Consider the following 23,202-nt stretch of genomic DNA (forward strand, 5'->3'; position numbering starts at 1 on the left):
TTGCTAATCCAGCCCGAGGCTGTTACGCAGAATCTGCAGGCGTTCGTCATCCCCGTCACGGGCAGCCTGCTGAAGAGATTTGGTTGGAGCGTGGATCAGGCGATTGGTTAATTTCCATGCCAGATCCTGAAGAACAGTTTCGGCATTCGCACCTTGCTGAAGCGCGGCGATGGCCTTAGCAGCCAAATCGTCACGAACTTGCTCAGCCTGACTGCGATATTCACGGATGGTTTCTGTGGCGCTTTGCGCGCGCAGCCATGCCATAAATTCACTGCATTCCTGCGCGACGATGGTTTCGGCTTCAACAGCGGCAGCTTTGCGCTGCGCAAGGTTGCTTTGAATAATCGCCTGAAGGTCATCAACGCTATAAAGATAGGCGTTAGCCAGTTTGCCCACTTCGGGCTCAACATCACGTGGAACTGCAATGTCTACAAGCAGTAAAGGCTGATTGCGACGGGCTTTCAACGCGCGCTCTACCATACCTTTACCAATGATAGGCAGTGGGCTGGCGGTAGAACTGATAATAATGTCGGCTTCCTGCAAACGTGAATCGATGTCGCTAAGGCTGATGACTTCGGCTCCGACTTCATCAGCCAGTACCTGAGCACGTTCACGGGTGCGGTTGGCTATAATCATTTTCTGCACGTTATGTTCACGTAAGTGCCGCGCAGCAAGCTCAATCGTTTCGCCTGCACCGACCAGTAATACGGTCACGGTCGATAAAGATTCAAAGATTTGTCGCGCCAGCGTACAGGCCGCAAACGCAACCGATACGGCGCTCGCGCCAATTTCAGTTTCAGTTCGGACTCGTTTCGCGACTGAGAAGGATTTCTGGAACATGCGTTCCAGTTCGCTGGAAAGCGAATGCCCTTTTTGGGAGTCGGCAAAGGCTTTTTTGACCTGGCCTAAAATTTGCGGCTCGCCGAGCACTAGTGAATCAAGACCACTTGCGACACGCATTAAATGCGTGACTGCATCGTTGTCGTGATGCCAGTACAGGCTTTTACGCACTTCTTCCTCGTTGAGGTTGTGGTAATTACACAGCCAGCGTACGAGTTTCTCGTGCAGATTTTCCTGTTCTTCAACGCTCAGATACAACTCAGTACGATTGCACGTAGACAGCACCACGCCGCCCTGCACCATCGGCTGTTCAAGCAGGCTGTTCAACGCCAGGTCGAGCGTGTCCGGCGAAAACGTAACACGTTCTCGCAGCGAGACTGGAGCTGTTTTGTGGTTGATGCCAAGTGCTAATAGGGTCATTGAGCGGTCTGAGTAATACCGATGTTGATAAGGATTAACTCGGCGCATCATACAGGATGCGCGCAGTCAATAAAAGAGAGCCACCCCTTGCGGGGTATCAGTGCAATTAATGATTTAAGACAACTTGACCGTAGACGGCCTGACCGACCACCGCTAGCATAAACAGTTAACAACTAAAATGATTGAGAAGGATCTGCTGCCGCTATGTTTATGCCGAAAGCCCGTCTGCTGTGCCTTGCGCCACTGGCAAGCCTTGTTTTGACCGCTTGTGTAACCCCACAATCTAGCGGTCCAGGCAAAAGTCCTGACTCTCCACAGTGGTTGCAACACCAGCAACAAGTGCAAAAAATCACCCAATATCAGACGCGTGGTGCTTTTGCCTATCTTTCTGATAGCCAAAAAGTTTATGCGCGTTATAACTGGCAACAAACTTCGCCAGACCGTTATCGTTTATTGCTGACTAACCCATTAGGCAGCACCGAACTCGAGCTCAATGCGCAGCCAGGCGTTGTCCAACTGACTGACCGCAATGGTAAAAAGTACGTTGCCGATAACGCCGAAGAGATGATTGGGCGCCTGACCGGAATGCCTATTCCGATCAATAGCCTGCGTCAATGGATTCTCGGCCTGCCAGGCGATGCCACTGACTATAAAATTGATGCCCAGTATCGTCTGAGCGAAGTCAATTACATGCAAGACGGTAAAACCTGGAAAGTGGTTTACAGTGATTATGATGACAGTGTGAAACCTGCTCTGCCGTCAAACATGGAACTGCGCGAAGGTTCGCAACGTATCAAGCTCAAAATGGATAGCTGGACGGTTAAGTAATGAAAAATCGTTGGCCGTCACCGGCAAAATTGAACTTATTTTTGTACATCACGGGCCGTCGTGAAGATGGATACCATAATTTACAAACTTTATTTCAGTTCCTCGATTATGGCGATACCATCATCATTGAGCCCAAAAACGATGGCCAAATTCGTTTATCTACCCCTGTTGAAGGGGTACCGAATGAAGAAAATTTAATTGTCCGCGCCGCCCGATTATTACAAGACACCGCCTTACTGATGGGGACTTTACCCCAGGGGGCAGGAGCCGAGATAAGCGTTGAAAAACGCTTGCCTATGGGGGGCGGTTTAGGCGGAGGTTCTTCAAACGCAGCAACGGTTTTAGTTGCGCTAAACCACGTGTGGAACACCGGCCTGACTGAAGATCAGCTGGCGGCACTGGGCGTTACCCTGGGTGCCGATGTGCCCGTATTCGTACGAGGATTTGCCGCTTTTGCCGAGGGTGTTGGCGAGAAGCTCACCCCTGTCTCACCACCAGAAAAGTGGTACCTGGTTGCGCATCCTGGTGTCAGCATTCCGACGCCGGTTATTTTTAAAGATCCAGAGCTACCCCGAAATACCCCGATTAGATCAATTGACACGTTATTAAACTGTGAATTTGGTAATGATTGTGAGGTTATCGCAAGAAAACGTTTTCGTAAGGTTGATGACCTGCTTTCCTGGCTGTTAGAATACGCGCCGTCGCGCCTGACCGGCACCGGCGCTTGTGTGTTTGCTGAATTTGACACCGAGAACGCTGCCCGCCAGGTGCTTGAGCAAGCCCCGGAATGGCTGCATGGGTTTGTTGCGCGAGGCGTTAATGTCTCCCCGCTGCATCAGGCCATATCCGGGCAAGCTGAGTATTGGTGACAACGTCACCTTGTTTCAGACGTTGCATCAAGCTCTTTATACACCGCCTGGATGGCGCTACCCCGCCCGCATATGCTGCGGTAGTACCATCCGCCACTGGACGCATGCCTGAGGTTTTTCTCGTGCCTGATATGAAGCTTTTTGCTGGTAACGCCACCCCGGAACTAGCACAACGTATTGCCAACCGCCTGTACACCTCCCTTGGTGACGCCGCCGTCGGTCGTTTTAGCGACGGAGAAGTAAGCGTACAAATCAACGAAAATGTACGCGGTGGTGATATTTTCATCATCCAGTCCACCTGTGCACCCACCAATGACAACCTTATGGAATTGGTTGTTATGGTAGACGCCCTGCGCCGTGCTTCTGCAGGTCGTATCACCGCTGTTATCCCTTACTTTGGTTATGCTCGTCAGGATCGTCGTGTGCGTTCTGCCCGTGTGCCAATCACCGCGAAAGTGGTTGCTGACTTCCTCTCAAGTGTTGGGGTTGACCGTGTTCTCACCGTGGACTTGCACGCAGAACAGATTCAGGGCTTCTTCGATGTTCCTGTAGATAACGTCTTCGGTAGCCCAATCCTGCTGGAAGATATGCTGCAAATCGGCCTGGAAAATCCAATCGTGGTTTCTCCAGATATCGGTGGCGTTGTGCGTGCTCGTGCTATCGCAAAACTGCTCAACGATACCGATATGGCTATCATCGACAAACGTCGTCCTCGCGCTAACGTTTCCCAGGTTATGCACATCATCGGTGATGTATCCGGCCGTGATTGCGTACTGGTTGACGATATGATCGATACCGGCGGTACTCTGTGTAAAGCTGCTGAAGCGCTGAAAGAACGTGGTGCGAAACGTGTGTTTGCTTATGCAACTCACCCGATTTTCTCCGGCAATGCGGTTCACAACCTGCGTAACTCCGTTATCGACGAAGTTATCGTATGTGACACCATCCCACTGTCTGATGAAATCAAAGCACTGCCAAACGTCCGCACCCTGACTCTGTCCGGTATGCTGGCTGAAGCAATTCGCCGTATCAGCAATGAAGAATCAATCTCTGCGATGTTCGAGCACTAATCGAACTCGCATAAAAAACCCGCTGCGGCGGGTTTTTTCTTTTCTATCACCTGCCATTTTTGACAGATGATGCGCTCACGGATGGAATCAAAGTGAAAACCGTATCTTCTTCTGTATTGCCTTTCCGCGCTTTGGTAGACGCTTGTTGGCGTGAGAAATACACCGTATCCCGTTTTAGCCGCGACGTTATTGCCGGGATTACCGTTGGGATTATTGCCATTCCACTGGCGATGGCGTTGGCTATCGGTAGCGGTGTAGCACCTCAATATGGCCTGTACACTTCGGCGGTTGCAGGTATTGTGATTGCGCTAAGCGGTGGCTCACGTTTTAGCGTTTCCGGCCCTACTGCCGCCTTTGTGGTCATCCTCTATCCGGTGGCACAGCAATTTGGCCTTGCCGGTTTGCTTATCGCGACATTAATGTCCGGTCTGTTTCTTATTTTATTTGGGCTGGCACGTTTTGGCCGCCTGATTGAATATATTCCCCTTTCCGTGACGCTCGGTTTTACCTCCGGGATTGGGATTACTATCGCCACCATGCAGGTAAAAGATTTCTTTGGCCTCCAGCTTCCCCACGTCCCCGAACATTACCTGAATAAAGTGGCGGCGCTGGCAATGGCGATGCCGACCTTAAATTTCGGCGATGCGGCAATAGGGGTGGTCACACTCGGCGTGTTAATTCTCTGGCCTCGCCTGGGCATTCGTTTACCAGGTCATTTACCCGCACTTTTAGCTGGTTGCGCTGTTATGGCGATTGTTCATGCGATGGGCGCTGATGTAGCAACGATTGGTTCACGCTTCCACTATGTGCTCGCCGATGGCACGCAAGGTAACGGAATTCCGCAGCTGTTACCGCAATTGATGCTGCCATGGAACATTCCCGACTCAAACTTTACGTTAAGTTGGGACTCCCTGAGTGCCCTGCTTCCGGCGGCATTTTCGATGGCGATGCTCGGTGCCATTGAATCGTTGTTATGTGCCGTGGTGTTAGACGGCATGACCGGCACCAAACACAACGCCAACAGCGAACTTATCGGCCAGGGGGTGGGCAATATTATTTCGCCATTCTTCGGCGGGATAACCGCCACCGCCGCGATTGCCCGTTCAGCCGCCAACGTACGCGCAGGTGCAACCTCCCCGATAGCCGCCGTGATTCATGCGCTGCTGGTGATTATGGCGTTGTTGGTGTTAGCACCGTTGCTTTCATGGCTACCGCTTTCTGCAATGGCCGCCCTGTTGTTGATGGTCGCATGGAATATGAGTGAAGCGCATAAAGTGCTGAGCCTGCTGCGCCATGCGCCAAAAGACGACATTATCGTGATGCTTATCTGCATGTCATTGACGGTGTTGTTTGACATGGTTATCGCCATCAGCGTGGGCATTGTATTAGCCTCGCTGCTGTTTATGCGGCGTATTGCGCGCATGACTCGGCTGGCACCAGTAAACGTCCAGACGCCGGAAGGTGTGCTGGCTTTGCGCGTAACCGGTCCACTGTTCTTTGCTGCGGCAGAAGGATTATTTAATGACCTCGCCCAACGTATTGAGCAAAACCATCTGATTATTTTGCAGTGGGATGCGGTTCCAGTACTTGATGCGGGAGGACTGGATGCGTTTCAACGTTTCGTCGAGAAGCTGCCGGAAGGTTGCGAATTACGGGTGACGAATCTTGAATTTCAGCCATTGAAAACCCTTGCACGCGCTGGCGTGAAACCTATTGCAGGCCGCCTTGCTTTCTTCCCGGATATTCACGCAGCACTGGCTGAGTAACATTTGGGCCAAAAAAAACGGTTCTCAGAGAACCGTTTTTGTTTAATCCCGAGGATTAACTGTGGCGATGATTATCATCACGACGACAACGTTTATCAAAGTGGCGAACCCACCAGTAACGGTCGCAGACTTGTTCGTGTCCCCCCACGCGCGCACCAGCTAGCCAAAGAACCGCACCAACAAAGATGCTCAGAACAGCACCGTGGGCGAAGTATTGCGGGAAGTTAAACTGTGGGAGTTGGTTTAAAATGGAGTAACCGACACCACCCACCATGACGACAAGCCCCAACCCCATGAAAATATTGCCGAGTAACGAAGCGTTTTTGCGTTTCATATGTCACCTCCGGGTGTTACTGGGTCGGCGGGGAAAATCCCCATTCCTTGTGTGTAAAGTATAGACAACACCGCTTCGGATTATGTGCGTCAGCGATCACAATTACGAACGAAGGACTACAAATATTTACAAATAACTCGCTGAATAGCATGCAATTACAATGGTTAACCATGGGAACTATTCAATAGTTTGGGTAGCGGCACATTGCCGCTTTGTCATCGTGACATCAGCGCAGTAAACTACGCGGCTCTGGTCTGTTTTCAGGAAATTAAACGTGAGTATTAAATTAATAGTTGGCCTGGCAAACCCAGGTGCGGAATATGCGGCGACTCGCCATAACGCTGGGGCCTGGTATGTGGATCTGCTGGCACAGCGCCATAACCAGTCGCTAAAAGAAGAGAGCAAATTCTTCGGTTACACCGCGCGCATAAACCTTGCAGGTGAAGATGTTCGCCTGTTAGTGCCAACCACGTTTATGAACCTCAGTGGTAAAGCTGTCGGTGCAATGGCTACCTTTTTCCGTATTGCTCCGGATGAGATCCTCGTCGCCCATGATGAGTTAGATTTGCCGCCTGGCGTAGCAAAATTCAAACTCGGTGGCGGACACGGTGGCCACAATGGTCTGAAAGATATCATCAGCAAATTAGGCAATAACCCAAACTTTCACCGCTTACGTGTCGGAATTGGTCATCCAGGTGATAAAAACAAGGTTGTTGGTTTCGTACTGGGTAAACCACCGCTGAGCGAACAAAAGTTGATTGACGGCGCGGTAGACGAAGCAGCACGTTGCACCGAAGTTTGGTTAAAAGAAGGGTTGACCAAAGCGACCAACCGCCTACATGCCTTTAAGGCACAATAACGCATGCGCGGCTGTTAGGCAGGATTTCTGCCCCCGTTATATAGCGTTTGGGTGTATAATGGGGAAAGTTACGATCATTTTATCAATGAGATAACATTAACTCATTGAATATCAAGTCATTAAGGTGAATTAAACCATGGGATTCAAATGCGGTATCGTCGGCTTGCCGAACGTTGGTAAATCAACCCTGTTCAACGCGCTCACCAAAGCGGGAATTGAAGCAGCAAACTTCCCGTTCTGTACCATTGAGCCGAACACTGGTGTGGTACCGATGCCGGACCCACGTCTGGATAAACTGGCCGAAATCGTTAAACCACAACGCATTCTGCCTACAACCATGGAATTCGTTGATATCGCCGGTCTGGTGAAAGGCGCGTCCAAAGGTGAAGGCCTGGGTAACCAGTTCCTGACCAACATTCGTGAAACCGAAGCTATCGGCCACGTTGTACGTTGTTTTGAAAACGACAATATCATCCACGTGAATAACAAAGTCGATCCTGCTGATGATATCGACGTTATCAATACCGAACTGGCGCTTTCTGACCTCGACACCTGCGAACGTGCCATCCACCGCGTGCAGAAACGTGCTAAAGGCGGCGATAAAGACGCAAAAGCTGAACTGGCTGCGCTGGAAAAATGTCTGCCACAGCTTGAGAACGCGGGTATGCTGCGCGCCCTGCCTTTGACGGATGAAGATAAAGCAGCAATCAAATATCTGAGCTTCCTGACGTTAAAACCAACCATGTACATCGCTAACGTCAACGAAGATGGTTATGAGAACAACCCATACCTCGACAAAGTGCGTGAAATCGCCGCGGCTGAAGGCTCTGTGGTTGTTGCTGTCTGTGCGGCTGTTGAGTCTGACATTGCTGAACTTGACGACGCTGACCGTGACGAATTTATGGCTGAAATGGGTCTGGAAGAACCGGGTCTGAACCGCGTTATTCGCGCCGGTTATGAGTTGCTGAACCTGCAAACTTACTTTACCGCTGGCGTAAAAGAAGTGCGTGCCTGGACTATCCCTGTTGGCGCAACAGCCCCACAAGCGGCCGGTAAAATCCACACCGACTTCGAGAAAGGCTTTATCCGCGCTCAGACTATCGCGTACGAAGATTTCATCACCTACAAGGGTGAACAAGGCGCGAAAGAAGCCGGCAAAATGCGCGCTGAAGGCAAAGACTACATCGTCAAAGATGGCGATGTGATGAACTTCCTGTTCAACGTCTAAATCCCTTTCATGCCCACGGTATTTTATACGGTGTGCTGACAGAGTAAATAATTCAAAATCCACGCGAAAGCGTGGATTTTTTTATATTCTCTTAAGCGCTCCCACAACAGCGCCACGTATACTTTATAAAATCACTTCTATTGGAACAGAATGGCCATTTATGGACAGTTCTAAAATATAAAAAAACTATTAAGTTCAACATTTAAAATCTGCGAGACACAACGAAAAATAAAATATCACGACATTTAAATGATTTTATTAAGGCGTCGTTATCATTGACGCAATAATTAGCCAACCCTATAATCCAGAGCTCACTGAGAAAGCCGTCTTCGTCATGCAATTACAATGCACTAACATTAAAAAAACAATGTGCCATTAATGTATTCATATAAGCAACAATAAATAACAGTTTATATATTTTAGTTTCCCTTTTGAGCCTTCTTTAATCACTTAAAAAGAGTACGAATAGAACAATGGTTGATAAAGAGCTCATTCATCATGACGTTGTGCCGCCTTCAAAGAAGGCGCTCAATATACAAGGGAAACATCACTGGTATCATTCGATTACCGGAAAAGTGGCAGTTTACTTGATGCTGGGGGTGTTGATTGCCTATGGAGTTGGTTCTGGTGCCGGTTTTTTTGAAGTGAATCGCATTTCTCACGAGCAGTGGTTTAAGCAGGCTGCTACCAATTCACAAATCACCAGTTATATCATTCGCAATATCTACACTTCCGTTTCCGTTAGATCCAGTAGCGAAGGTCAGGTTGTCGCCATTGAATCCGAAAGGCCACTATGGGATGACGAGAGCATGATCCAGACGGGTTTTAACCCAGCTGACATTCTCACGTTAGTTTCAACACAAACCCATAATCCAACGTGGCTATTGTTTTATGACGATAAAAACGGTTTTTTCGATACTCAGTCAGAAAAAAAAACAACCACGACTGATGATAAAGCGGGCCACTTTGCATTAAAAGAGTATTACCGCGGATTTGCCACGCTCAACGGGAAAGATTATTTCGTCGGTTCGATCCCCATCGTTAATTTATCAGGCAAGACCATAGGTGCAGTGGTCACCAGTATCGGTGAACGTGAAGCACTTTCAGCCACCCATAATCAATTGTTAACACACACCTTGCTAATGTTGATATTGATCCTCGTCGTGACGGTGGTGGTGGTTAATTGGCTGGTGCGTAATCTCTTTCGCCCGGTTCCCCGCCTTATCCAGGCAGTGAGTTTGATAGCCGATGAAAAAACCGATCAGGTCACCCCATTCCAGTCTCAAGACGATGAGATAGGTGAACTGGCAAAAGCGATTGAAAAGTTGCGTGTTGCCATGGTTGACCGTGGATATTTGCAGCGCATGCAGGAGATGGCGCAAAAAATGGAGTACATGGCGCACCATGATTCCCTGACGCAACTGCCCAATAGAGTTGCCTATCGAAACTCCATCGACGAAAGGCTGATCAAACTGAGATCCGAAGGGAGTCTCTTTAATCTTTTGTTGATCGATTTAGACCACTTCAAGCCTGTCAATGATACTTATGGGCACATCGTTGGCGATGAACTGCTCATCGAATCCGCTGCTCGTTTGTCTGCACAACTTGGCGAAGGTGATATGGCCATCCGACTCGGTGGCGACGAATTTGCCATTCTTCAGCAGGTCAATGGCGACGCAATTTCAGAAGCGCAAGCGCTGGCGGAAAAAGTGTTAGCCGCCCTTAATACGCCCTTTGTATGTAGCGGGCATACCTTTGCCATCAGCAGCAGTATCGGGATTTCTTGTGCACCACAGCATGGTCTAACCCGTGAAGATTTGTTCGCCCACGCCGATCTCGCGCTTTACTCCTCTAAAAGCTTCGGCCGCAACTGCTTCCATTTTTATACTCAAGGCATGGCGATGACGCCATCTCACGACCTTCCCATTATTCCAAATGAGTCACACATATAAAAAAGGGAGAAAGATAATTTTCTCCCTAAATATATCCATATTTATTACATCAATTGCAGAATCATGCAGAAAGACATTCCGCACAAGACACCATATAACAAGTTGTTCTGTGCTGTTTTACGCACACGTTTCTGAGAATGGATGGTAGCATCTTCCAATCTTTTACGTACGCTGCGAGAAGCCTGAACATGGTGCGATATTACATCTTTTGAACAATGTCGGAATCTAGCGATATCATCCCGAATAAACTCATCGACAACACCCTTGTTAGCTTTGAGTTCGCGGACAATTCCTTCCAGCATTTTTTCCATGCCTTTTACCCGCAGGACAACATCTTCTTCCATTTCCAGTGGCAACATAATCCAAATCCGTGATTAATAAGAACACTCAGAGATAATTCATTTACCTCACATCCATTGCACAATAATAATGTAGTTAAGAAATAACCTAATCAAGCTTATAAACATTAATAAGCCTTAAGTTGAAAAGAATTCAAGTGAATCGGTGTTTAAATGTTCATCTGTGAATGATTAATTAATCACGCTCTCCATTTGTTATTTTGTTATTACTCTTGGGCAACAAACGAATGTCTTCCGCACGCCGTTGGCATACGGTTATCCCCCTGAGCAGCCATGCTAATTCAGTCAGCGTTTAGAATTAGTGACTGAGGGTTACACGCTGTGCCAGGGTAGAAAGACCGCTCTCCGGGAAAGGGCTTTCCATCGCAAAGTTCCATTCATGCGCGGTACAGATGCCATTACTTCCTCCCTGGTGTTCACATGCCGCAATTCGTTTTGCGGGACCGTTGGCGCAAGCAAGTAAGAAAGCCACCACAATAACACTGGGAATTATTAACTTAATCATTACAAAAATTTTTCACTGATGGGGGAAAACGGGGAACAGAATGCCTATTCTACGCAAATAAATTTTAATAAATCATTTAAATTTGATATTAATAGTTGAGGCGCTGACTGCGCTTTGTTGATGATGTACACAATCCCTGCTTAACCTCATCAATTTTTTAATACTCATTTAACGCACTGATAACACATCGGTGTATTTGTGCGCATTCTAAATTTGAAACAGCGTTTTTAATTCCTTTCAGGCCAAGTTGCCCCTATAATATGCGCGATCCCCACTTGAATGGTTTCAGCGCATTGAACTGTCCTACTACACTAAAAAGTCATCAATCTCTTCGACAGGCTGAACCGCAAGCACACTTTCCTCTGCACGCTTTATTTCTGTCACCTATCCTTAGTAGCGGGTGGCACTTGAACAATACCAGCATTTGTTTGCGCTCCGGCGCCCGTATCGACCGGAACCGAATTTTCACAATCCTTCTCAACTTACAGATAAGACTGTCATGAAAAAGACTAAAATTGTTTGCACCATCGGTCCAAAAACCGAATCCGAAGAAATGCTGAGCAAAATGCTTGATGCTGGCATGAACGTAATGCGTCTGAACTTCTCCCACGGTGACTACGAAGAACACGGTCAGCGTATCAAGAACCTGCGCAACGTCATGGCGACTTCAGGTAAAAAAGCAGCAATTCTGCTGGACACCAAAGGTCCTGAAATCCGTACCATCAAACTGGAAGGCGGCAAAGACGTTTCTCTGAAAGCGGGCCAGACCTTTACTTTCACTACTGACAAAACTGTTGTCGGTAACAGCGATATCGTTGCTGTGACTTACGAAGGTTTCACCAGCGACCTGAACGTGGGCAACACTGTACTGGTTGACGATGGTCTGATCGGTATGGAAGTTACGGCTATCGAAGGTAAAAACGTTGTTTGTAAAGTACTGAACAACGGCGACCTGGGTGAGAACAAAGGCGTTAACCTGCCAGGTGTTTCTATCGCTCTGCCAGCTCTGGCTGAAAAAGACAAACAAGATCTGATCTTCGGTTGCGAACAAGGCGTTGACTTCGTTGCTGCGTCCTTTATTCGTAAACGTTCTGATGTGGTTGAAATCCGCGAGCATTTAAAAGCTCACGGCGGCGAAAACATCCAGATCATCTCTAAAATCGAAAACCAGGAAGGCCTGAACAACTTCGACGAAATCCTCGAAGCTTCTGATGGCATCATGGTTGCTCGTGGTGACCTGGGCGTTGAAATCCCAGTTGAAGAAGTTATCTTCGCTCAGAAGATGATGATCGAGAAATGTGTTCGCGCACGTAAAGTTGTTATCACTGCAACTCAGATGCTCGACTCAATGATCAAAAACCCACGCCCTACTCGCGCAGAAGCGGGTGACGTTGCTAACGCCATCATTGACGGCACCGACGCAGTAATGCTGTCTGGTGAGTCTGCTAAAGGTAAATACCCACTGGAAGCTGTGACCATCATGGCAACCATCTGTGAGCGTACTGACCGCGTGATGACCAGCCGTCTGGATAACAACCATGACAGCCGTAAACTGCGCATCACTGAAGCAGTTTGCCGCGGTGCAGTTGAAACTGCAGAAAATCTGGAAGCTCCAGTCATTGTTGTTGCAACTCAAGGCGGTAAATCAGCTAAAGCTGTGCGTAAATACTTCCCGAATGCAACCATCCTGGCTCTGACCACCAATGAAGTGACTGCTCGCCAGTTAGTTCTGAGCAAAGGTGTGATTCCTCAGCTGGTTAAAGAAATCGCTTCTACTGATGATTTCTATCGTCTGGGTAAAGAAGTTGCTTTGGAAAGCGGCCTGGCTCGCAAAGGCGACATCGTAGTGATGGTTTCTGGTGCTCTGGTACCAAGTGGTACAACCAATACTGCGTCCGTTCACGTACTATAAATTTACTGCGAACGAATAATTTGCTTTAAAAGCGCCTTCGGGCGCTTTTTTTATTCGCTTTAATAGCTGTTCCGAACTAAAAATCAAATCGGCCTGATCTATTTAAGTCTCATTTTACTAAGAAGAATCCGATTAAAATCCCCTGTTTTTTCTATTTTTTTTAGGTTTCACCCTCAGTTCGGTGTTTCTTTGAGCGAACGATCAAATTTAAGTGCATTCCCATCAAAAATTTATTCTCAAGATAAAAAACTTTGTGTAATACTTGTAACGCTACATGGAGATTAACTCAATCTAGAGGGTATTAATAATGAATCGTACTAAACTGGTACTGGGCGCGGTAATCCTGGCTTCTACTATGCTGGCAGGTTGTTCTTCTAACGCTAAAATCGATCAACTGTCTTCTGACGTTCAGACTCTGAACGCTAAAGTTGATCAGCTGAGCAACGACGTGAACGCAATGCGTTCTGACGTTCAAGCTGCTAAAGACGACGCAGCACGCGCTAACCAGCGTCTGGACAACCAAGCTCACTCTTACCGTAAGTAAGAGTACTTGTATTAAAATGGCGCACATTGTGCGCCATTTTTTTTGCCTGAATCTCCCGCACTCAGAACCTCTCTAATTCATCACCACACTACTTTGCCCACTTACCATGCTTCCACTGCCTCTGGTCGTCCTGACGCCCTGTATCGGGGTAATATTCACCGGTTGTGATGGGACACCTTGTGGCGCATTAACCAGTACCGGATAACCCGCACGCCTTACGATGGCACTATCCACCTGCGCTTTGTCGCTCAATGGGTTATCGATAAATGAACCAAAGGATGCGGAAATTGCAATCGGGACGGTTTGTGGATTTTCCCAATCATTGCGCGATAGCGGCTGATGCACTTCAACATAGCGCCTTCCATCCGGCTCTGTGGTGAATTTTACGGGCTCATTAATTATCTGCACGCGAGTCCCCACGGAAACCTGGCTAAACACGGCCTTGATATCGGGTGCACGCATACGCATACAACCCGAGCTCACACGCAAGCCAATGCTATTACGCGCATTGGTACCGTGAATCAGGTATTCACCACCACCCTGCTCAAGACGCAGTGCGTAGCGGCCAAGAGGGTTATTTGGCCCTGCTGGCACCATAGCAGGCAGCGTTATGCCTTGCGCTGCTGAACGTGCGCGGATATTTGCCGTTGGCGTCCAGGTTGGATTAGGGATCCTCTGGCTGACTCGAGTCACCATCACTGGCGTTTCTCTCCCAAGCTGCCCAATACCCAGCGGATAAACTTCAACACGATTCTGCCCCGGCGGATAATAATACAACCTCAACTCAGCAAGATTGATAACAATACCCACGCGTGGTGCATCCGGTAGGATCATTTGCGACGGTATCGTTAATTCGCTGCCGGGTTTTGGTAACCAGGGATCAACGGTATTGTTTGCCTCAATCAGCAGTAACACACCGGTATTATATTTCGCGGCGACGGCCTCAAGGTTTTTACCGTCATTCGGAACAATGTAGGTTTGATTTTCACCTATTATTCGGCTACCCGGTGGAGGCAATAAATAGTCAACAGCCCATGCTGACTGGCTTGCAGCAAGAGCACTTATCAAAACTAATGTTATTTGAGAGAACGCGCGTTTCATACTGAATTCCTGTATTCACCGACTAAGTGCCGGAATGCTGAAAGCCGTGCGAGGCAATAAAATTACCTCGCGTTAACAGGATGAAAGCTGTTCTTTGAGTTTAGCTAAGATTGGCGGCTTTGGTGCGGATTGCGCGGATCATTGCTTCAAGCCCTTGGGAGCGAGACGGTGTAAGATGCTGAGCCAACTCAAGTTTCTCAAACCAGGGGCGGACATCAAACACGACAATATCCTGCGCCGTCATCTGTTGGTAGAGAATAAACACGATTGCAATCAGCCCTTTGACGATGGCTGCGTCACTGTCACCCTCAAGCGTCATGACACCATCAGGCTGTTGGTGCATCACAATCCACACCTGGCTCTGGCAGCCCTGAATGGTATTTTCAGCTATGCGCTCACTGTCAGGGAACTCCGGAAGCCGTCCGCCGAGTTCTATGATGTAGAGATACTTGTCTTCCCAGTTGCTGCACCGACTGAAATTTTTCAGCAACTTTTCTTTGTCTGGCAAATTAGCCATGGCTTTCTCCCTGTTAGCCCAGCAGACGATGAATGCGCTGCAAACCTACCACCAGACGATCCACCTCTTCTTCAGTGTTATACATGGCGAACGAAGCGCGGCACATCGCCGGAACCTTGTAGAACGCCATTAATGGCATCGCGCAATGATGTCCGGTGCGAACCGCAACGCCATAGTTATCGAGGAAACTCCCCACGTCGTAGGCGTGGTGTTTGCCCAGATTAAACGCGATTACACCGAGGCGTTGGTCCGGGCCATAAATCGTCAGGTCTGGAACCGTTTTTAACGCCTGCTGTGCATACCGCATAAGCGATTGCTCATACTCGCTCACTTCGGACAAATTAAGGCTCTCGACATAGCGCAAGGCGGCACCCAGACCGATAATGCCTGCGGTATTGGGCGTACCCGCCTCAAAACGCCACGGTGCAGCTGCGTAAGTGGTGCCAGCGGTCAGACTGACACTCGCAATCATCGATCCGCCCCCTTCCCACGGTGGCATGTTTTGCAGGATTTCCTCGCGTGCATACAGCACACCGATACCCGTTGGGCCATAAATTTTGTGGCCGGAGAACAGATAGAAATCACAATCCATCGCCAGCACGTCGATGGCGTGATGCATGATGGCCTGTGCGCCATCCACCAGCACTTTCACCCCAGCCTGATGGGCAATCGAAATCATCTCCTGTACTGGGTTTTCAGTGCCCAACACGTTCGAAACCTGGGTAATCGCCAGCAGTTTGGTATGTTCGTCAATCAGCGTCGGGAACACGTCCAACTGCAGCGTACCGTCCTGATTAAGTGGGATCACACGTAATGTTGCACCCGTATGCTCGCAGAGAATTTGCCATGGCACGATATTGGCATGGTGCTCCATAGTGGAAATAATAATGTTATCTCCAGCATGAATATTGGCGCGCCCCCAACTATTGGCGACCAGGTTAATGCCTTCGGTCGTACCGCGAACAAAAACAATTTCTTCCGGCGTTCGCGCATTAATAAAGCGTGAAACCTGGTTGCGCACATTCTCCATTAACTGTGTCGCTTCCGCGCTCAGAGTATGAATGCCGCGATGCACCGCCGCGTAACCATGGCTGTAAAAATCCAGCTCCGCGTCGATAACCGCCTGCGGTTTTTGCGCGCTGGCGGCACTGTCTAAATAGACCAGCGGCTGCCCGTTCACTTCGCGGCTCAAAATTGGAAAATCAGCCCGCACCCGTTCGATGGAAAAACTCATGCTTCTCCCCCTGCAAAGCGCTGGCCGATCCTCGCCAGCACCTGCTGTTTCAATGCTTCGTCGCGAATATTTTCCGTTAGCTCTGCGGCAAAGGCATAAATGATCATCTGCATTGCAGCCTGCTCTTTAATCCCGCGCGAACGCAGGTAGAACATCTGTTCGTCATCGATGCGGCCAATGGTGGCTCCGTGGCTGCATTTCACATCATCGGCATAAATTTCCAGCTGCGGCTTGGTGTCCACTTCCGCCAGACGCCCGAGCAACAAGTTGTTGTTGGTCATCTGCCCGTCAGTTTTAATCGCATGCTGCGCCACGTTGATCATGCCGTTAAACACCGCGCGCCCTTTGTCGCGGACGATAGTTTTATGCAACTGGCGGCTGTTGCAGTAACCCTTGTTGTGCTCAAGCCAGGTGCGGGTATCACACACTTCGTTATTTATCGGCAGCGCCAGGCTGTTGATACGAAGTTGAGTGTTTTCACCGTTAAGCTGCGAACTGGTGTTGTGGCGCAACACCGCCGCCCCAAGCAGAAAGCTATTGCTCTCAACCGTGGCATCCTGGCCGATGACCACATCGTTATGAGCGAAGTGATAACTTTGCGCGTTTTCAAACGCCAGTTTGTAGTGATGCAATTGGCTGTTTGCCGCCACATCCGCGGTGAAACGCGCCCCGGTAAAATGCGCGTGCTCATCAAGGCTGACGAAATGTTCAATAACTGTCGCACGGGCCCCTTCGCCAAGCGATAAGTGATGGCGATAGTGCGCGGTATTCATCTCATCCTGCGCACTGCCACGGCTGATATGCATGAGCAGCAGAGCTTTAGCGGGGCTGTCATTGCGGGAAACGCGAATGTGCGTCACCGTTTCAGCCAGGCTTTCGGTAAGGTGCAAGAACACCTCGCCCTGCACCGCAGCAGGCAACGACGCTCGCTGGGTATCAATGGTGATATCAAACCCGCTGTTGGTCAGATCGTCGCTCAACTCGCGGCTAAATCGCCCATCCACAAAGACCAGACGCCACTCGTCCAACGGTAATGCCAGCGCGTTACGTTGAATTTCGCTTAACGCTTCCGAAGCAGGCAACACAAACTGGTTATTGAGCAACCCTTCAAGCGGTGTGTATTTCCAGTTCTCATGTTTGCGTGTTGGCAGCCCCAGGCGCAGCATTTGCTGCATATGTTCCTGGGCTTCTTTGCTGCGCATTGAGCCCTGTGTTTCAAACAGGTGGTGCCACTGTTGCAGAGCGTTGCCGTTACTGCTGTTCGGTAAGCCAGCCATAACCCTGCTCCTCCAGTTGTTTCACCAGACTGAAATCTCCTGATTTCACAATCCTGCCCTGATAAAGCACATGGACAAAATCAGGTTTGATGTAGTCGAGAATACGCTGATAGTGCGTAACGATGACAAAGGCTCTGTGACCATCGCGCAGTGAATTCACCCCTTCAGCAACAATTTTCAGCGCATCAATATCCAGCCCCGAATCTGATTCATCCAGAATGCAAAGTTCAGGTTCGAGAACCGCCATTTGTAGAATATCGTTACGCTTTTTCTCACCACCGGAGAAGCCTACGTTCACCGAGCGGCTCAGTAAGTCTTCCGGCATTTTCAGCAATTTGATTTTTTCTTCCATCAAGTCCTGAAAATCGAAACGGTCGAGATCGTCCAGCCCACGGTATTTGCGCACTGCATTCAGCGCGGTCTGCAAAAAGAACTGATTACTCACGCCTGGAATTTCCACTGGGTACTGGAATGCCATGAAAATGCCTTCACCCGCACGGTCTTCCGGCGATAATTCCAGCAAGTCTTTGCCTTTAAAATGGACCTGCCCACCGGTGACTTCGTAATCTTCACGTCCGGCAAGCGTTGCAGAAAGCGTACTTTTCCCTGAGCCGTTCGGCCCCATAATCGCGTGCACTTCGCCAGGTTTTATCTCCAGACTCAAACCGCGCAGGATCTCTTTGTCCTCAACGCTTACCTGTAAATCTTTAATGCTCAGCATACTTTCTCCTGGTGCCTGGTCCATCAGGCGTAATTGTTGCCGTCAGTTTGGCTCGGTATAGCGCGCAAGAACCGGAGCGTACACGTAGTACGTGAGGATTCTGAGCACTACACCGGGTCAAAATGACCAATAAAATAGCCTGCTGGGACAGGCACTTATCCGACGCTGTGTTCAAGGCTAATTGCTAATAATTTTTGTGCTTCCACCGCAAACTCGAGCGGTAATTCCGAGAACACATCTTTGCAGAATCCATTGACGATCATTGAAATCGCATCATCCTGCGCTATTCCGCGTTGCAGGCAGTAGAACAACTGGTCTTCCCCGATACGCGAGGTTGTCGCTTCATGTTCAAGCTGGGCGGTGTTGTTGCGGCATTCGACATACGGGAAGGTATGCGCTCCGCTGTCTGGCCCGATGAGCATGGAATCGCACTGGGTAAAGTTACGGGCGTTGGTCGCGGTTGGCATGATTTTCACCAGCCCGCGATAACTGTTCTGGCTGTGTCCGGCGGAGATACCTTTCGAGATAATCGTCGATTTGGTGTTTTTGCCGATGTGGATCATCTTGGTGCCGGTATCGGCCTGCTGGTTCCCAGCGGTCAGCGCGACGGAGAAAAACTCGCCGATAGAGTTATCACCGCGCAAAATCACACTGGGGTATTTCCATGTAATAGCCGAGCCAGTTTCGGACTGCGTCCAGGACATTTTGCTGTTTGCCCCTTCACACAACGCACGCTTGGTCACGAAGTTAAGGATCCCGCCAGTATTGCCGTCCCCAGGGAACCAGTTTTGCACCGTGGAATATTTAACTTCAGCGTCTTTATGAATGATGACTTCCACGACCGCGGCATGCAGTTGATAGCTGTCGCGCACCGGCGCGGAGCACCCTTCGATGTAGCTGACGTAGCTGCCTTCGTCCGCCACTAAAATGGTGCGTTCGAACTGACCGGTTTTTTCGGCGTTAATCCGGAAATAGGTCGAAAGCTCCATCGGGCAACGCACGCCTTTTGGCACATAAATAAAGGTGCCGTCAGATGCCACCGCCGCATTTAGCGCGGCAAAAAAGTTGTCATTGCTGGGAACCACAGTACCGAGATATTTTTGCACCAGTTCAGGAAACTCATGAATCGCCTCACCGAAAGAGCAGAAAATAATCCCCTGTTCAGAGAGTTTTTCACGATAAGTCGTCGCGACCGAAACCGAGTCAAAAATGGCATCCACGGCCACATTTGAACCTTCGCGCACCGGCACACCGAGCTGGTTAAACGCTTCTTCCACTTCGCCGGTCAAATAAGCATTGCCTCCCGGCTGTTGAACCGCACCGGGCTGGGATTCGCAATTATCGTCACAGCTGCCGCACGAAGGGGCTGAGTAATAGCTGTAATCCTGATAGTTAAGTTTTTCGTAATGCGCTTTCAGCCAGTGGGGTTCTTCCATCTCAAGCCAGGCACGATAAGCGCTCAGGCGGAATTCCAGCATCCATTCAGGCTCATTACGACGCGCAGAAATCGCCCGCACCACATCTTCGTTGATGCCGTGTTCCAGTTCGTCAGTTTTGAGCTGGGTGAAAAAACCTTCTTTGTACTGATGGCCGCCCGCCCAGGTTTTCACTTCTTCAGTCGTTTCAGTGTTACGTGACATAATCCCGCCTACACCCCAAAGCTTTCACCACAACCGCATTCGTGCTGGGCTTTCGGGTTGTTAAATTTGAATATTTCATTTAATCCTTCGCGCACATAATCGACTTCCGTCCCGTCGATAAACGGCATCGCAGAAAGCGGAACCCACAGTTTCGCGCCGCCCGCCTCAAAAAGGAGGTCGTCGGCTTTAGGCTCTTTTACGGTATCCAGCACGTAGCCGAACCCCGCGCACCCTGTCTGTTTAATGCCCAGACGGACGCCGAGAAAGCCGGGCTGCTGGCATGCCAGTTTGCGAATATGTGCCGCAGCATCAGGGGTTAACGTCAGCCCCTTCCAGGCAAATTCACTGGGATCGAAGCTACCGGTTCGCACATCCATAATTCACCTCTTGATGTTTTGCCGCCCAACGGCCAATACCCCATGTTAATGATAACTATTATCAATACAACATCCTGATAACAGGGGTATTCACGAAATGCTCGATTTTTAGGCGTCTTAACTAAGGATAGACCCTGTTGAAACTCTTGCAGAGGGTGAGTTGTGCTAATTAAGCTAATGAAATAAAGAGAATTTATCTTTGAATGGAAAGCTCAGGAGATAGAAAGTAAAAGATGTATAGAAAATACCAATTATTACAAAAGGCAGGAGCTAAAAAAAACGAACGCAGGTCTGGGAAACCTGCGTTGGATAAAAAAATCAGGAAGCGTTGAGCAGCGATTTATTAGCTTCAAGGGCGTCAACCGCACATTGTTGGTCCAGATGACCACCCGGCGCACCGCCGATACCAATGGCACCGATGGTCTGGTTATCGACTTTCACCGGCACGCCTCCACCCAACAGCAAGAAACCTGGGATATCACGCATATTCTGTGCACCGGCGTTATCCTGCGCACTCTTCATTACATCGCCAGTGGCATTTTTGGTTGTCAGCGCGGTATACGCTTTCATACGGCTGGCTTCAACGGTATGCGGGCCTGCGTTATCCATACGTTTAATTGTTTTAACCACGCCGGCGCGATCCACAACCGTCACCGCGACGTTATAGTTTTTGGCACTACAGGCCTGAATCGCGCTTTGGGCGAGTTTATCGGCAAACTCGAGTGAGAGGTTCTTTTCAGTCAGAACGTTGCTGGCAAAAGCGGGCATTGCGGCTGCGCTGCTGAACAGGGCAGCGGCGAACAAGATGGAATTTTTCATGGTTTCGTCTCTCAACTCGGTGTGATTAATTTACATGAGTTAAGGTAACCAGGCGCAATCAGAGAAACCATTCGGGTGATTACCAGGAAAACCAGGTAATTTTACTTACCCGTCAAACCACCGTAGATTTTTATCAGTTTCGCCAGCGAATTAATCTCAAGCCGCGCAAACAGGCTGGCACGATGGGCTTCTACAGTTCGTGGAGATAACGAAAGGTCTCTCGCCATCTCTTTGTTCGATTTCCCCTGCATGATCAGCGCCATCACTTCCTGTTCACGGGCAGAAAGCGTTGCCAGTTTTGTCTGCAAATCGGCCTGGCTTTCACGCTTTTGCTGACTCAGTTTCTGCTGTTCGAGCGCTGCCCCCACCGTTTCAATCAGAAGGTCGGCATCAACGGGTTTGGTCAGAAACTCGAATGCTCCGTTTTTAAACGCACGACGGCAAAGGTCAATGCTGCCATGGCCTGTCATCATGATAACCGGCAGCGTACTCCCCATTTGCTGCCAGTTTTCCAGGAGTGTAATACCCGACTTGCCGGGCATCCGAATATCCAACAGCAAGCATCCGTTGAGAGTCGTAAGATCAGATTCAGACTCCTGAAAACTCTGCACGCTGTCATAGCTTTGCGTTTCCCAACCCATCGTCGCGAGCAGCGCAGTTAACGAAAAGCGTATCGCTTCATCGTCATCAATAAGATAGATGCGTTGCACAATCATGCCTCCGGTTGAATAAGGGGAAATATCAGGGTAAAACACGCCCCTCCGGTCGCGCTATTATCCGCCTGAATGCTGCCGTTATACCGCTGCACCAGCGTCTCGGTCAGCGCCATACCCAGGCCAAGCCCCTCTTTTTTGGTGGTGAAGAAAGGCATAAACACCTGCTGTAATGCCTGTTCGCTCAGCCCTGGTCCGCCGTCGGTGACAGTCAAAATGATATGGCTCTCGGTTTGGCTGGCGCTGACGGTGACCCAAGCTTTATCCGTTTGCTGCTGAGCCTGAATAGCGTTATTGAGAAGATTATGGAATATCTGCTCAATACCCAATGGGGATGCCATCAGCAGAGGCAACGACTCAGGAATTTTATTGATAACACTGACGTTGCCACGCTCAATTTCATTGCCCAGCAACATCACTACTCTTGTCCAGACCTGACGTAAATCCACCGGTTGCAACGTCTGTTCATCACTGTGCAGTTTTTCGCGAAATGCCAGCAGCAAACTGCTAATGCGCTTGGTTTGCATTACTGCCGCATCCAGCAACGGCTCCGCCTTTTCCGCTTGCTGCTGTTTAATCAGACGTTGCGCGGTTTGCGAGTAACTGAGAACGGCGGTGAGCGGTTGATTCAGTTCATGAACCATTCCTGCGGCAATTTCCCCCATCGTATTTAACCGCGCCAGTTCTGAAAAATGGGCACGTAAATCGGCGATATGGCGCTGGCGTTTTGTCGCCTGGTACTGATTATAGAAGTAGATTACCGCCGCCCAGAAAATCCCCAGCAGTGCCAACATAAACCAGGGCAAGCTTCGCCAGTCCGGGTTATTTGTCACTAACAGATTCAGCGGCTGAGAGGGACTTGCCACCTCTTTCTCCCAACGCCACCAATCCCCCTTCCCTTCAGCCCCCTGCGTGAGAAGCCGTGTTCCCTGCCAGCTCAGGCTAAAGTGCCGAAATTTCTGTGAACGAACGAAATCGGCCAACAATGTGGGTAAATCAATCAGCAACGAACCTTGCGGGGAATTTATCCAGTACGTTCCGGCGCGGGCGGGGTTTATATCCGGGCGTGGCGGTTCATGGGGTTTGGTTTGCCAGCGCAGAATATAGGGGAATTTTTTCTGCACCACAGCGGGGTCGCTGCTGTTAGAAAGCAGCGCCAGAATGACATCGTTTTGCGAAAGCTTGACCGTAATATCGCGGTACAAAATACGGAACTCAGCACTTTGTTCCTCGTATTGCTGATACAGCGCATAGATAACCACACCGCCACCGGATAGAGCCGTGAGCATCAGCCAAACCAGCGCCTTTACCATAAAA

Annotated in this window: 23 protein-coding genes; 9 read left to right on the forward strand and 14 right to left on the reverse strand. The window is 49.5% G+C overall.

Annotation, left to right across the window (positions count from 1 at the left end; genetic code table 11):
* Positions 1-3: 3 nt before the first annotated feature.
* On the reverse strand, positions 4-1,260 hold the full coding sequence (hemA, locus tag BSPA111_RS13585; RefSeq protein ID WP_183271690.1) for a glutamyl-tRNA reductase: 1,257 nt from the start codon (positions 1,258-1,260) through the stop codon (positions 4-6).
* Between the two features lie 204 nt (positions 1,261-1,464).
* Here hemA and lolB point away from each other — a divergent pair, with 204 nt between their 5' ends.
* From lolB to dauA, 4 genes are all read left to right on the forward strand, one after another.
* Complete coding sequence (gene lolB / locus BSPA111_RS13590) at positions 1,465-2,088, forward strand: lipoprotein insertase outer membrane protein LolB (protein WP_183271691.1); 624 nt, start codon at positions 1,465-1,467, stop codon at positions 2,086-2,088.
* The gene (ispE, locus tag BSPA111_RS13595) at positions 2,088-2,957 is read left to right on the forward strand and encodes a 4-(cytidine 5'-diphospho)-2-C-methyl-D-erythritol kinase (protein ID WP_183271692.1); all 870 of its coding nucleotides are present in this window, start codon (positions 2,088-2,090) and stop codon (positions 2,955-2,957) included. The genes lolB and ispE overlap by 1 nt, the downstream gene beginning before the upstream one ends.
* A 122-nt stretch (positions 2,958-3,079) precedes the next feature.
* On the forward strand, positions 3,080-4,027 hold the full coding sequence (gene prs, locus BSPA111_RS13600; RefSeq protein WP_008454180.1) for a ribose-phosphate diphosphokinase: 948 nt from the start codon (positions 3,080-3,082) through the stop codon (positions 4,025-4,027).
* 92 nt (positions 4,028-4,119) lie between these two features.
* Positions 4,120-5,793, forward strand: a complete 1,674-nt coding sequence (dauA, locus tag BSPA111_RS13605; protein ID WP_183271693.1) for a C4-dicarboxylic acid transporter DauA — start codon at positions 4,120-4,122, stop codon at positions 5,791-5,793.
* Positions 5,794-5,848: 55 nt separating this feature from the next.
* Here dauA and ychH read toward each other — a convergent pair whose 3' ends face one another.
* On the reverse strand, positions 5,849-6,127 hold the full coding sequence (ychH, locus tag BSPA111_RS13610) for a stress-induced protein YchH (RefSeq protein WP_183271694.1): 279 nt from the start codon (positions 6,125-6,127) through the stop codon (positions 5,849-5,851).
* Between the two features lie 274 nt (positions 6,128-6,401).
* Here ychH and pth point away from each other — a divergent pair, with 274 nt between their 5' ends.
* The 3 genes from pth (at position 6,402) to BSPA111_RS13625 (ending at position 10,166) form a co-directional block, all read left to right on the forward strand.
* The gene (pth, locus tag BSPA111_RS13615) at positions 6,402-6,986 is read left to right on the forward strand and encodes an aminoacyl-tRNA hydrolase (RefSeq protein ID WP_183271695.1); all 585 of its coding nucleotides are present in this window, start codon (positions 6,402-6,404) and stop codon (positions 6,984-6,986) included.
* A 136-nt stretch (positions 6,987-7,122) separates the two neighbouring features.
* Entirely contained in the window at positions 7,123-8,214 is a 1,092-nt protein-coding gene (gene ychF, locus BSPA111_RS13620) for a redox-regulated ATPase YchF (protein ID WP_183271696.1), read from the forward strand.
* Positions 8,215-8,687: 473 nt separating this feature from the next.
* On the forward strand, positions 8,688-10,166 hold the full coding sequence (locus BSPA111_RS13625; protein WP_183271697.1) for a diguanylate cyclase domain-containing protein: 1,479 nt from the start codon (positions 8,688-8,690) through the stop codon (positions 10,164-10,166).
* Between the two features lie 44 nt (positions 10,167-10,210).
* Here the strand turns inward: BSPA111_RS13625 and BSPA111_RS13630 are convergent, their stop codons facing one another.
* Together BSPA111_RS13630 and BSPA111_RS13635 are read right to left on the reverse strand one after the other, a co-directional pair.
* Positions 10,211-10,525: a hypothetical protein gene (locus tag BSPA111_RS13630; RefSeq protein WP_183271698.1), complete on the reverse strand. Its 315-nt coding sequence runs from the start codon at positions 10,523-10,525 to the stop codon at positions 10,211-10,213.
* A gap of 298 nt (positions 10,526-10,823) precedes the next feature.
* A complete protein-coding gene (locus tag BSPA111_RS13635) occupies positions 10,824-11,030 on the reverse strand; it encodes a hypothetical protein (RefSeq protein WP_183271699.1) in 207 nt (68 codons plus the stop codon).
* Between the two features lie 499 nt (positions 11,031-11,529).
* Here BSPA111_RS13635 and pykF point away from each other — a divergent pair, with 499 nt between their 5' ends.
* Positions 11,530-12,942, forward strand: coding sequence for a pyruvate kinase PykF (pykF, locus tag BSPA111_RS13640; protein WP_183271700.1), 1,413 nt, complete (start codon positions 11,530-11,532; stop codon positions 12,940-12,942).
* Positions 12,943-13,249: 307 nt separating this feature from the next.
* The gene (locus BSPA111_RS13645) at positions 13,250-13,486 is read left to right on the forward strand and encodes a major outer membrane lipoprotein (protein WP_034455915.1); all 237 of its coding nucleotides are present in this window, start codon (positions 13,250-13,252) and stop codon (positions 13,484-13,486) included.
* A gap of 72 nt (positions 13,487-13,558) precedes the next feature.
* Here the strand turns inward: BSPA111_RS13645 and BSPA111_RS13650 are convergent, their stop codons facing one another.
* From BSPA111_RS13650 to BSPA111_RS13695, 10 genes are all read right to left on the reverse strand, one after another.
* On the reverse strand, positions 13,559-14,587 hold the full coding sequence (locus tag BSPA111_RS13650) for a L,D-transpeptidase family protein (protein WP_183271701.1): 1,029 nt from the start codon (positions 14,585-14,587) through the stop codon (positions 13,559-13,561).
* A 100-nt stretch (positions 14,588-14,687) separates the two neighbouring features.
* On the reverse strand, positions 14,688-15,104 hold the full coding sequence (gene sufE / locus BSPA111_RS13655) for a cysteine desulfuration protein SufE (RefSeq protein ID WP_183271702.1): 417 nt from the start codon (positions 15,102-15,104) through the stop codon (positions 14,688-14,690).
* 13 nt (positions 15,105-15,117) lie between these two features.
* Positions 15,118-16,338, reverse strand: coding sequence for a cysteine desulfurase SufS (gene sufS, locus BSPA111_RS13660; RefSeq protein ID WP_183271703.1), 1,221 nt, complete (start codon positions 16,336-16,338; stop codon positions 15,118-15,120).
* On the reverse strand, positions 16,335-17,615 hold the full coding sequence (sufD, locus tag BSPA111_RS13665) for a Fe-S cluster assembly protein SufD (protein ID WP_183271704.1): 1,281 nt from the start codon (positions 17,613-17,615) through the stop codon (positions 16,335-16,337). The genes sufS and sufD overlap by 4 nt, the downstream gene beginning before the upstream one ends.
* Positions 17,590-18,336: a Fe-S cluster assembly ATPase SufC gene (sufC, locus tag BSPA111_RS13670; RefSeq protein WP_183271705.1), complete on the reverse strand. Its 747-nt coding sequence runs from the start codon at positions 18,334-18,336 to the stop codon at positions 17,590-17,592. The genes sufD and sufC overlap by 26 nt, the downstream gene beginning before the upstream one ends.
* A gap of 155 nt (positions 18,337-18,491) precedes the next feature.
* Positions 18,492-19,976: a Fe-S cluster assembly protein SufB gene (sufB, locus tag BSPA111_RS13675; protein ID WP_183271706.1), complete on the reverse strand. Its 1,485-nt coding sequence runs from the start codon at positions 19,974-19,976 to the stop codon at positions 18,492-18,494.
* Positions 19,977-19,984: 8 nt separating this feature from the next.
* Positions 19,985-20,353, reverse strand: coding sequence for a Fe-S cluster assembly scaffold SufA (gene sufA / locus BSPA111_RS13680; protein ID WP_183271707.1), 369 nt, complete (start codon positions 20,351-20,353; stop codon positions 19,985-19,987).
* Positions 20,354-20,671: 318 nt separating this feature from the next.
* A complete protein-coding gene (locus BSPA111_RS13685) occupies positions 20,672-21,172 on the reverse strand; it encodes a heme-binding protein (protein WP_183271708.1) in 501 nt (166 codons plus the stop codon).
* Positions 21,173-21,273: 101 nt separating this feature from the next.
* Entirely contained in the window at positions 21,274-21,885 is a 612-nt protein-coding gene (locus BSPA111_RS13690; RefSeq protein ID WP_183271976.1) for a response regulator transcription factor, read from the reverse strand.
* Complete coding sequence (locus tag BSPA111_RS13695; RefSeq protein ID WP_183271709.1) at positions 21,885-23,198, reverse strand: sensor histidine kinase; 1,314 nt, start codon at positions 23,196-23,198, stop codon at positions 21,885-21,887. The genes BSPA111_RS13690 and BSPA111_RS13695 overlap by 1 nt, the downstream gene beginning before the upstream one ends.
* Between the last annotated feature and the right edge of the window lie 4 nt (positions 23,199-23,202).

The organism is Buttiauxella sp. A111, assembly GCF_014189855.1.
Lineage (GTDB): Bacteria > Pseudomonadota > Gammaproteobacteria > Enterobacterales > Enterobacteriaceae > Buttiauxella > Buttiauxella selenatireducens.